9 protein-coding genes are annotated in these 12,141 nt (G+C 36.1%); 1 reads left to right on the top strand and 8 read right to left on the bottom strand.

Features of this window, described 5'->3' with window-relative positions:
• Positions 1-335: 335 nt before the first annotated feature.
• Positions 336-1,307 (bottom strand): exostosin family protein, encoded by a 972-nt coding sequence (locus PseudUWO310_RS16320; protein ID WP_142603131.1) that lies wholly within the window; start codon positions 1,305-1,307, stop codon positions 336-338.
• 103 nt (positions 1,308-1,410) lie between these two features.
• Between PseudUWO310_RS16320 and PseudUWO310_RS16325 the strand changes: the two genes are divergently transcribed.
• The gene (locus PseudUWO310_RS16325) at positions 1,411-2,559 is read left to right on the top strand and encodes a glycosyltransferase (protein WP_142603133.1); all 1,149 of its coding nucleotides are present in this window, start codon (positions 1,411-1,413) and stop codon (positions 2,557-2,559) included.
• A 10-nt stretch (positions 2,560-2,569) separates the two neighbouring features.
• Here the strand turns inward: PseudUWO310_RS16325 and PseudUWO310_RS16330 are convergent, their stop codons facing one another.
• From PseudUWO310_RS16330 to PseudUWO310_RS16360, 7 genes are all read right to left on the bottom strand, one after another.
• Positions 2,570-5,050: an FkbM family methyltransferase gene (locus PseudUWO310_RS16330; protein WP_142603135.1), complete on the bottom strand. Its 2,481-nt coding sequence runs from the start codon at positions 5,048-5,050 to the stop codon at positions 2,570-2,572.
• A gap of 70 nt (positions 5,051-5,120) precedes the next feature.
• Positions 5,121-6,965 carry an O-linked N-acetylglucosamine transferase, SPINDLY family protein gene (locus PseudUWO310_RS16335; RefSeq protein WP_223805708.1) on the bottom strand — a complete coding sequence of 615 codons (1,845 nt, stop codon included), beginning with the start codon at positions 6,963-6,965 and terminating at the stop codon, positions 5,121-5,123.
• 4 nt (positions 6,966-6,969) lie between these two features.
• The gene (locus PseudUWO310_RS23365) at positions 6,970-9,156 is read right to left on the bottom strand and encodes an O-linked N-acetylglucosamine transferase, SPINDLY family protein (protein WP_223805709.1); all 2,187 of its coding nucleotides are present in this window, start codon (positions 9,154-9,156) and stop codon (positions 6,970-6,972) included.
• A gap of 86 nt (positions 9,157-9,242) precedes the next feature.
• A complete protein-coding gene (locus tag PseudUWO310_RS16345) occupies positions 9,243-9,881 on the bottom strand; it encodes a type IV pilin-like G/H family protein (protein WP_142603139.1) in 639 nt (212 codons plus the stop codon).
• A 181-nt stretch (positions 9,882-10,062) separates the two neighbouring features.
• Positions 10,063-10,623 (bottom strand): type IV pilin-like G/H family protein, encoded by a 561-nt coding sequence (locus PseudUWO310_RS16350; RefSeq protein ID WP_317845583.1) that lies wholly within the window; start codon positions 10,621-10,623, stop codon positions 10,063-10,065.
• Positions 10,624-10,669: 46 nt separating this feature from the next.
• Positions 10,670-11,260: an AAA family ATPase gene (locus tag PseudUWO310_RS16355; RefSeq protein ID WP_142603141.1), complete on the bottom strand. Its 591-nt coding sequence runs from the start codon at positions 11,258-11,260 to the stop codon at positions 10,670-10,672.
• Positions 11,253-12,095, bottom strand: a complete 843-nt coding sequence (locus PseudUWO310_RS16360; protein WP_142603143.1) for a Uma2 family endonuclease — start codon at positions 12,093-12,095, stop codon at positions 11,253-11,255. The genes PseudUWO310_RS16355 and PseudUWO310_RS16360 overlap by 8 nt, the downstream gene beginning before the upstream one ends.
• Positions 12,096-12,141 lie beyond the last annotated feature (46 nt).

The following is a 12,141-nucleotide window of genomic DNA, read 5'->3' on the forward strand; positions in this document are numbered from 1 at the left end:
AAGATTTCGGGTGCTCAGTGGAATCAGCAAAATGTTGCTCAAGTTTTGAAACATCGGTGCGCTTATCTCAATGGCTATTTCTATTCCCCTAAGTATTTTTGCTCAGTGCCTAATTGAGATGCTCCCTTCCTCCTTCTCCAAATAAGTCGGGTGGTGTTTTACATTCTTGCAACAATTCATCGAGTATTTCTTTGCGGATATTCATCTTTGTGGTGTTAGTAGTTGTGTGTCTTGATTATCTCTCTGTATACTTCCTAGACTTTACACATTTCACTTTACACTCTCGGCTAAAGTCTATTTAATTATCTAGTCTATTGATAAATTAATCATCTAGTCTATTGATAAAAAGAGATTCGCAATGCATCCAAATCATAAATAGAACTACATATTTTAGACATTAACTCGTTATATAAATCTTCATTAAAAAATCCATCTAAATACTTATGGGTAATTATATCTATATCATCTTCTTTAATCTCAAAAAAAGGAATATTTATCCTTTTCAGATACTGTAAATAATTGTTCATGCTGGTGTGCCGATTATTGATAATGACAGGAATCACTCCTAAATACAGACTTTCCCAAAATCTATGTGTATCTAATCCATTCCCTCTTACACACAAGCAAAATCTATGGGTTGCCAAATCATGTAAATATTCTTTAAAAGGCTTAGAATGCATCGTAATATGATAATTATAAGATAAGCTTAGTGCATCAAGGATAGTTTTTCGATAATAAAAGGTATTTGAGTTTATATTGACATATAAATTTTTGCTTTTGTTTAATGTAGAGATTTCATTAATTACTTCATATAAAGCACTAATATCACCATGCTTCCACATGCTATTGGCTATTCCAATTGGTAAAAAATTTAGCTTAGAGTCCAAATACGAAAGGTCAATATTTTGAGAAAAGACTTTAGCTATATGTTTTGATTGTAACAGACTTTGGTGGTGGTTGTTAAAGTGATGATCGGAGTTATGTATGTAAATAATATACTCAAACCTCTTGTCTAAGATATCTAATATATACTTAATAAAGTCATCTAATATGTGTGTATAGACAAATAGTTTTATGCACGTTGATTTTTTTTTGCTTGAAAACATCTCAAAACATCTTCTCAAATATGCTTCAGCTTTAATGTCTATATCCTTGAAATTCTTGACAACAATAATATTTTGAGGATTAGTAAATGTTGTTATGTTTCTGTGGAAATGAAATATTTCTTCCGTTATAATTACATAATCACAAATATTAATAATCCTATCGCCCGTTATTATTTCTGATAAATTTATAAGTTCTTGCATAATTATCCTATAAATACAATGTATATTCTTGGATGTGATATTTAGAAGAGAGAAATAAAAAGGTTTACTATAAAATAAATGAATAGGCTGTTGTAACAAATATATGGTTTACCAATTAGTTATTGAAGGATGGAGATTTTTACCTCATTCTTATTCTATTGTCAATCAATTTCAGTGTCTTGAGCTACTGAAGAGAGAAAATATCAACATTTTTCACAAAGACCTTGCATATTTTAAAGATAATTGGTCTACCTACAACAATTTATTTAATTCATCTGATGAGATAAAACTAAGGAATCTTGAAATTCCTCATATCCATCAAACTTCGGATATTACCTTGAGGATTGCATATCCTTATAATTTTGAATTGTCGAAATCAAAGCGCACATGTGTCTTTATAACTTCTGAGTTTGGTTATATAAATGATAGCTCTCTATGGTTGAATTGTTCTCTGGAGGAAGCACATAGAAAATTTGATGTTACCCTAATTACACCATCAAATTGGTCTAAGAGGGGATTAATAAAGAGCGGTGCTGATTTAGATCGAATTGTAGTTGTCCCACATGGTATCGATCCAAGTATCTACAAACCGTTGTTGGAAGATGAACGCAAGTTGCTTCGCAAACAGCATGGCATTGATAATGATTTTGTTTTTTTGAGTATTGGATCAATGTCCTATAACAAGAGAATGGATCTTGTCATGAAAGCATTTTTTAGAGTATTAGAAAAACATCCCAATGCTAGGTTAGTTCTCAAGGGATTAGATTCTCTATATCCAAGCCAGAATGATTTGCATGCAGTAATTAAAAATTTTATGACTGAGGATGAGATGAACCGTATTTTGGGAAGGATAACTTATATTGGTTCACCAATGTCTTTTAGGGAATTAGCTAAGCTCTATCAAATCGCAGATGCATATGTGTCACCCTATGGCGCAGAAGGATTTAACCTACCCGTTTTAGAGGCTACGGCTTGTGGTCTACCTATTATTTGCACAAAAGGTGGCTCAACTGATGATTTTACTAACTCAAGCTTTACCCTACATATTGATAGCCAAATAGTGCGTCCCTTTTGGGATAATGCTGCAATCTTTTTAGATGCTAGTTTGGAGAATTTAACTGAGCTTATGTACTTTGTGATTGAGAGTGAGAGTTTTAGAAATTCAGCAAAAATTGAAGGAGTTAATTTTGTACATGAAAATTTTACTTGGAAAAATGTAGTAGATAAATTGTTAAATATTTTTGATTTATAAAAAATATATGTTACAAGAGCCAATTTCCTGTCTTTTGTAACATTTTTCGCTTATTATCTAACCCTACAGTCCAATTTGCATGAAAGATAAGAGGATCAGCATGGAATTCTTGAATTTGCTCAATTACTTCATCCGATACAGACATTAATTTTGCTAATAACCCATTAGCAAAAAGAATCTCTGACAGAGGGAAAATATGACTCATATTATGAAGATTATGGCTTATGTATGTATTAAAAATATATTGATCATGATATTGAGGGTTTATTTGAGACACTTGACTATGTATTCTAATAAGTGAATCAATTAATTCATTGCAAAACTGATTATTCACAAAACTCATGAACCCAGTACAAAAATTTGACGGGAAATTTATATTTCCTTCTGTTTGAATAGCTAAATCATACAGCTTATGGATATTATGTAATAGATCGATAGGGTTCTTCCTCCAAGCAATATCTACATCTGTATAAATTATATTTTGCACCCCTAAATTCAACATTTTTTTAATCGCTATCCACTTAACCAAAGTAAATTTACCAAAATTGGCTGTTCCAATATCATAGTATTGGTTATTTTGTTCTAAACCTGCTCTGTCTAAGACATCTTCTATAATTGTCATCCCTCCTATAGAATACTTTGACAATAAGGTTTCAAGTCTATGTTGGATATTTCTAATAGTAAATATTTCTATATTTTCGGGATTAATATCACATCTTTGTATACTTTTTACCGTATTTTCAACAAAATCATCAAGCCCGCCAGAGACAACTATTATAATTTTATAGGAATTAATATTTTTTGGTTGCTCTATTACTTCTTCAGTATTTATATTATTTGTTATAGAACTAACAACTGATACTGATTGAATATCTATATTTTTATCATCAGATGGGATAGCAATTATATTCAGGTTCTCAATTCCTTTTAGCGATTCTTGAGCAAAATCTATAGGAGTTAGTTGTTTTAAGTAAGGCACATAATGGAAAAGTTCATATCCTTGACTTGTCAAATACTCACTAATTTCCATACAGTCTTTTGCTGTATCTTGATCTTTAGAAATATTTTCATAGATGATCTTAGGCTTGAAGTCTTTTAAAATTCGAGAGCAGCCTTTTAAAACCTTAAGTTCATATCCCTCAGCGTCAATCTTAATCCAATGGACGCAATTTAGTTTTTCTTGTTCTATTAAGCTATCCAAAGTAAAGCAATTAACATATTCATATTCTCCTGTTGCTTCACCATCTACATCATCTATAATTATCGTATTGATCTCATTAGAACTACGCAAAGATAGTCTAGCAAGCGAATTGTGATCGCTAGCAGCACCTGAAAGGATTTGAACCTGTTCTAATCCGTTTATACGACGAGTTTCCTCAAGACACTTTATACAGCCAGAAAATGGCTCAATTGCTATAATCTTGCCTGTTTGTCCAACAATTTGTGCTGCGCTATAAGTATATACACCAACATTTGCACCAACATCAATTACTGTCATACCTAACTGTAAGCTATCGCGCCAAAGTTCTAGTTCTAACTCAAACCAATCTCCTTGAGCTATAAGTACCCTAGTAACAATACTAAATAGACTTGCTTCAACAGCAAGTAGTAAGTTATCTTGAAATTTTACATAAGTAAATGGACTATTGCTATCTATTTCTGCCCATTTCCATTCAAATACTTTAGGGTTACTTTTAGCATTCAGGTAAGCTATGTCTTTCCATTGCTCAGCCAAAGTTGGTTGTTTTAAATCCATGTAGGCTAGATATAGTGCTTGCAATGATGATGCGGACTGGCAAGATAATTTATTAGCACGGTGTAGGTAGGCTAAACTTTCTGGCTTTTGCTTACATACTTCTGCAATACCCAACTGTAGGTTGAGGACTGACGAACTGGAATCGAATTGTAAAGCTAGGTGTAGAAATCTCAATCCACAATCATTATAAAAGCAAAATTGAGATTGATAAAGAACTCCAATCAATATATCTAGGGCTTGGGAAACACTATTAGTCAAGCTTAACAAGATAGGCAACTTTTCTTTGTAAAGAGTGAACCATTTATGAGGGGTTTTAGGCAAATATATAAGACCTGATCTGGTATTTTCTTGAGAAATATTTGAAAATCGTAGTGTTTCAAGAAAATAATTATATGAAAGGAAATCTGATGATTTCAATTCGTTAATAAGGCTATACATAATTGATAGATGAGCCTTACAAAGGTAGCTTTCACCTAATATTATCCCTTTTTGTAATGCTTCTAGAGCCTGCTTCCAAAAATATAATCTTTCAGACAAATCGTCTGTATTTTCAGATTCAATTAAAGCGACAACTGCAATATTATTGAAATCTAGAGCTGTTTGAGGGGATTCCCAATTAGTATTGCGAATAGTAGAAATTACGTGAGAGAAATTATTTATGTCTATATCTGGCAGGTATTCCTGAACATAGGTTATATAAACGAATTCAAAATAATTTGCAAGATTTTCTTTCATGTTTTTGACAATGTAATTCCCAATAAGTATATAACTATTAGTCAACGAGTAATTATAACTGAATAACTGATTAGATCAATTGATTTAGCAGTAATTCCCACATTTTTTTATAAGCATGTTCCATATCTCTAGCAAATTGCTCGGCATTCCATAAAGGACAAGTTTTACGAGATTCTTTGAGTTTCCAAAAAATTTGTTTGCGAAGATTTTCATCAGTCCCTAATCTAATACCCCAGTCGACATATTCTTGATCGCTCCAAGAAATACCTTCGGTAATTCCAGCATTAATCATCATTGTATAGCTATTTCGGGCTGCAAATTGTTGCCCAACTCTAGTTACTATAGGAATGCACATCCAGAGAGTTTCCATAGTCGTCGTGGCCCCATTATAGGGATAGGTATCTAGAACCACATCGGCGATCGAAAGGTTAGCTCTATGCTCGGCCTCGGAGTCTACCATTGGTAAAAACTTTAAGCGGTTGCTAATTATTCCTTCTGATTCAGCAATTTCTATAAATAGACTTCTAATTCCTTCTCGATCAGATAATCCCTTAATTAATAGGAAGCTATTGGGGACAGATTTAATAATTTGCATTTGTAGTCTGATATTGTCAGGGTGTCGCTTATATCCAGTTTGAGAACTAAGATAAACAATCGCATCGTTAGGAATATTCAATTGGCTGCGGTGCAAAGTTGGAAATAATACTTCAAAGCAATCAACAGCAATATAAGTGTTTGGCAACCTCCATATTTTTTCTGAGTAATACTCCTGAGCATTTGCCGGTAATACATAGGGATCGGCAATAAAATAATCGATCGCAGGTAATCCAGAGGCATCTAACCCCAACCAAGTTACTTGTACGGGAGCGGGTTTAAGTGCCATAATCTGACAAGATAAGTCTAAGGTAATACTATCAAGATCGACAAGGATATCAATCTTGTCTTCTGCAATCTGCTTGGCAATCTCGTTTGGGTCATGTCCTAAGCTATAAGTGCGATCGCAATGACTGATTATAAACTCTCTGACTGAATCGGCTTTATCTGGACTATCAAACAAAAAATAGGCATAAATAATAAATTTCTCGTGATCGTGATATTTAAAAATCCATCTAGACAGCCAGCCAACAGAATGTTTGTGTAAACAATAGGATAAATAACCAATCCTTAGCGGTCGTTTGGTAGTAACTATTTCATTGTTTTGCTTCTCCGAAAGTTGTTGATGCTGAAGCTTACTCTGAAAGAATTTACTTACCGAATTCTGTAAAGATCGATTTTTAATCGGATCGTCTTGAATGTAGGGCAAAAAGAAGGTAGATGCAAATAAATTATTAATATCTGTAGCAGTTAAATTATCATTCTGCACTTTAACCAAATTCATCAACAAGTCACTTTGTTCTTCTGATAAGGCAAAAACCTCTTCCCATTGATTACCTAAACTAAGCAAAGAATGTAGAGTCAGATGGTTGGCAAATATTTGATTCGGCAAGTCTTGAACTAGTTCGCGATATTGCTTTGCTATCTCCATACATTCAAGATGTCTTGTAGCTAGTGCATAGAAGCGAGCTAGAGCTATCAAAAAGTAAATGTTATGAATTCTGTCTAAGTCTAGACCAATTGCGGCTTCTAGGATACTTATAGCCATGTCGCACTTATTCAGATCTAGACCAAATTTATTAGCAGTCTTGCAGATAAACTCTACAAATTCATTCTTGATAGATTCGCTCTCTTCAAGTGTTATCCACCAAGTTAACTGGGCTTCCTCTAACTGCCCTTGAAACAGCAAGCATAAGCCTAAGTACCAATAAAGAGATCTAACCTCAGATTCTAACTCGATCGCTTCTTCATATAGTGTTAACGCTTCGGGATATTGACTATTAAGAAATAGTTCATAGGCTCTATCCTCTACTCTATTCATAATCTTATTTTTTTCCATTATAAATTTCCCACATTTGTCTATAGGCATTTTCCATTTCTTTGGCAAATTGTCTTCCATCCCATAGAGGTGAAGTTTTGCGCGATTGACGAAGTTTCCATGCAACATCCTGTCTCAGAGGCGATTCAGTACCGAATCTAATTCCCCATTCCACATATTCTTGGAAATTCCAAGCGATTCCTTCAGTAACACCTGCATTAATCATCATCGCATAGCTATTACGTGCAGAAAATTGCTCACCAACTAAAGTAACCATAGGGATACCAAACCATAAAGTTTCCATCGTTGTGGTTGCACCATTGTAAGGATAAGTATCTAAAACCACATCTACGATGGCTAAATTAGCACGATGTTCGGCTTCGGAACTAGAAAATGGCAAAAACTTTAGTTGATCTAGATCGACACCTTCCGATGTAGCAAGTTCGTAAAAGAAGTTTTGTAAAAGGTTTTCATCAGCTAGACCTTTGATCAAAAAATAGCTATTGGGAACTTGCTTGATGATTTGCAATTGAGCACGCACAATTTTTGGATGTCGTTTATAACTTTTTTGAGAGCTAAAGTAGATAATCGCATCATCAGGAATATTCAGATCGCATCTGCGTAAACTTGTTATGTAAGACTCAAAACCATCAGTAGCAATATAGGTTTGAGGTAGTCGCCAGATTTTTTCGGAATAATATTCTTGTGCATTTTCTGGGAGAACATAAGGATCGGCAATATAGTAATCCATCGCAGGTAAACCCGAAGCATCCCAACCCAACCAAGTGACTTGCAAAGGGGCTGGCTTCAAAGCAAGGATCTCAATTCCAATTGAAGAGGTCAGACTTTCTGTATCAACTAATACATCGATCTCATCGCGATTGATTTGATCGGCAACCATAAAATGGTTGCCCCAGTAGTCTATGCCTTCCCGATAGACTTTGTGCATTCTACTGATATACCATTCTTCGAGAAAATCTACTCCCAATTGATAATTGGGAAAGTAGCCGTAAATCTCAAAAGAGTCTCGGTCGAAATGTTGAAATAGTGATCGAGCAAGCCATCCAACTGAGTGCTTTCTCAAACTACCAGCAAGGTAACCAATTCTGAGTTTATTATGTTTCAAGTTTTCGCGTCTTGCCAAATGATCCGTATGAAACCTTTTGGCAAGAATAGGGTGAGAATGTCGAACATTAGCCTGAAATAAATTCATGCTCTGGTTTTGAATATCGCGATTTACTTGAGGTGCATCTTGTAAATAAGGTGCAGAAAAACAAGTATTAGAGATAGAATTTAAGTAAAGGCTAGAAATATCTAAAAGGTTTTGGTCTACAATCTCAGACAATAAAGATTGTAGGTTCTTAAAAATTGTTTCTACTTCTTGCCATTTTCCTCCTGCACTCAGAAGCGTATATAGAAGTAAATAATTAGAAGCTGTTTTATCTAATAAATTTTGAGAAAAAACAAGAAGGGCACTACGAGCAATTTCAATCCCTTGAGTATATTTATTGTTACTAATATAAATAGATGTTAGACAAACTAATATTTTGATATTACTTGGGCTGATTTTTTGGCAAACATCAATAATTTTCAAAGCCAAATCAAACTTGAATTTTGTTGCTAGATAAAGTAAATACTCTATACAGTTCTCTTCATCTCGAACAAAAGAAGACCAATGGCTTATAAATCCAATAATTTCTTCTTCTAGTAGAATTGGTGAGTAAGAAACATTGACAATTAATTTTAGTATTGCTTCGTCATTAACATCTAAGTCTGAAGTTAACTTATGCAGATCGACAAGCCCCAATTCCCGAACGGTATCAATAGAAAAGGTTTTAAGGCGTATCGATATAATGCAAAGACAGACCAAATTATCAAAGTTATCTGGCTTTAATTGACGAATATTTTGACGAATTTCCCAAGCACCTTGATAAGAATGTAATAATTCTTGTCGGCAAGCCTCTTGTTCTAAAATATCACTAAGTTTTTGATTGTATAAATCTTCGGCTTTAGACTTTTTTAAGCCTAAAGCCCAAATATCTTTTGCTGATTCATGTTTTTTTTGCAGAAATAAGGCTAGACCTAGATAATAATAACTTTCTTCTATGTCAGGATACAATTCAATTTCTTTTTCATAAAATTCCGCAATTTGTTTGTAATTATTATTTAGAAGTAGATCTTGCCAATTAGTCATTTTAGTATTTTGGAAAATAGTATCTAAAAAAAGCTACCCCTGCTTTCAGTGAAAGCAAGGGTAAAGGAATGTGTCAAAGCAAACAGTTACTGAATACCTGATGTATTGTTGATACAAACAGGAGCAGCACCTGTGTTTATCGTGAGATAAGTAGAAGCCATGTTGGTTGAGGCAATTATAGTTCCACTGTTTACAGCAGCCAAATTGGTTTCGCAAAGTGCTGCTAGTGTTGTTGCTTCGTTAGAACCAGTAGGGGTTGACAAGCTAACTGCACCAACATAAGACTTGAGAGGAGAACTCGCAAGAGTTACTACTGTATCTGAACCACCACCTGAACCAGCAGTTGGAGTAGTTGGTCCAGCTGCTCCGAAAGAACCCACAGCTTGGCTAGTTCCAGTGGCAGCCTTACCACCAGTTCTAGCAACCCCATAGGCATAGTTGGCTGTGGTTTGAGCGATACCAATAGCAAGGGTGGTTAAGTTAGGAGCAAACTCTTGTTTCTCTAAGTAGTAAGCTTGTTGAGAACGGTTCATGGAGCCAGTATAGGTTTTGGCTTCAGACTGACGAGCTTTGGAAGCTTGGTTTAGGAAGGAAGGAAGGGCGATCGCTGCAAGAATACCGATGATGATGATAACAACGAGAAGTTCGATCAGGGTGAAACCCTTTTCGCCATTCTTTTTGTTGAGGATGTGTTGAATGAGCTTGGTCTTGAATTCAGATTTCATGATTCTTTATCCCGTGTATGTCAAGAACGTTAACCGTTTGGTTGTGAAAGTAACTTACCCACAAAAAAAGAGGAAGATATCACTCAAGGGGAAAATATTTTTTTCATGGATTTAATACCCAAAAGGATGGAGCAGCCAGACGTGCTGCTCCATCCTTTTGGGCGCTCAGGAAAATTAAACATTATTCGTTGAAGAAGTTGGATGGACAGATCATAGTTTGAGAAACTGAATTCATCGACCCAGGATTAATGAAAATATTGGGAGAATTAGCAACACAAAACACTGTATCTATCCTAACTACACCAGGTATACCAACAACTGAAACAAAAGCATTTACGTTTGGAGATGTTGGCGTTGCAACATTGGTAACGATTTGATCTAATTGGATGGGGCTGCTATTGCCATTGACATCACCTGAAATCACAGAATAGGTAAAGTTAGACGTTGTTGTATTTACCCCTAAATTCAGATTACCTATAACATCAGTGAATGTTTTTTTTTCTAGATAGTATGCTTGTTGCAGCCGACTCATCGTACCAATGTAAGTTTTTGCTTCGGAATAGCGAGCTTTGTTGGCTTGATTGAGAAATGAGGGTAGGGCGATCGCCGCTAGAATACCAATGATAATCATTGTGACCAGCAGTTCGATCAGTGTAAAGCCTTTACCATTAAGGTTTTGAATCTTGGTTTGGCGATCGCGAAGCAATAAACTGACTATATATACTAAATTCTTGAAATCCACAGTCCCGTACCTGCAACTAACTTGTAACCTTTTCCCTTAGATCAAATTACCCAGTTTTCCGAGATTTAAATTCATCCGAAATATTAAGGATTCTTGCTTCAAGATCGATCGCGTCCCGCGCATTGCAAAACACTTCTGCTTTAAGCCGCGAATCACCACATAGCCCAATCACTAAGATATTAATATGCTCAATATAGGCGGCGTTGAGTGCAGCTTTGCCTTCTTCATATATAAGAGGTATGCCTGGTTGGATAATTGCGAGATGTTGAAAGAATTGATTAGTACTCGCAAAGCAACGATCTATATATTGATTGAGTAAGTCAAAGTCCACTTCAGTTTTGCCTTGGATATCGCCGAGGGTATAGGCGATCATATCGATGGGGGTACGATCGCTAATAAATGGTGTAGCTGCATCCTGCCAAACTTGTTCGGCAGCATCTAAAACATGATTTTGGACAAATAGCCGCGTATTAAAGTCCATCGGCTCAGCAGGATCTAAACCAAGTCGGGCAAAAACTTGGCTAGTCGTGGTACGCACAAAGGGAATATGCAAGTGATCGGCTAGGGCGATCGCTAAAGTGGTTTTACCAGTGCGATGTGCGCCACAGAGTCCCAAATTGCCATTAAGCCTATACATCGTCTGGATCGATACCTAAAGCTCTTAACCGCTCCGCAAGACGATTTGCACGTAGGCTTTCTTGTTCTGCACGTAGGCTTTCTTGTTCTGCACGTAGGCTTTCTTGTTCTGCACGTAGGCTTTCTTGCTCGGCGCGTAGGCTTTCTTGCTCGGCGCGTTTCTGGTGGGCTTCAGCTCGTCTACGCTCTTCAGCGGTGCGTTGCTGTTCTTGCCACACTTGAATTTCTGACTGCTGTAAGCGCTGGCTTAGTTCTACAGGCGACAAAAATCTCTGACCATCGGGACGCGAGATAATTAATTCCTGTCCGATCGCCCAATCAAATCTAATCCCTAATAATGGACTGCCCCAATTGAGCATCGATGGAATTTGCACTAGGCGATCGCCTACTCTCTGCCAGCCTTCTAACATGAGATCGTCGGGATCATAAATATAATATTCCTGAACGCCATAGGTTTGGTAAAAGTCAAACTTATCTTCAAGGGAATCTTGCCCGCGCCGATCTTTATTGCTGGGGGACAGGATCTCAAAAACGACCTGTGGCGCAATGTTATCTTCTAACCATTGTTTATAAGATCCCCTTCGACCTTTAGGACGACCTAGAGCCACCATCACATCAGGGGCAACTCGTTTTTGAGTGCGACGGACTGGATACCAGAGCAAATCCCCTGCTACAAATACATTAGGATCGTCGGCATACATGATCTCTAGGTTTTCCTTGATAATCACAATCCAGCGATATTGCTCGGTATTGTCAGCCATAGGATTACCATCACTGTCAGGATAATCAATCTCAGGAGCGATCTCTGAATCAGAGATTAAAGGTTGCAGAGTCATTAATTTACCCTCGCTAAAACCCGTAAATATTCAATCCATTCTACAA

It is taken from the genome of Pseudanabaena sp. UWO310, from assembly GCF_006861605.1.
Taxonomy (GTDB): domain Bacteria; phylum Cyanobacteriota; class Cyanobacteriia; order Pseudanabaenales; family Pseudanabaenaceae; genus Pseudanabaena.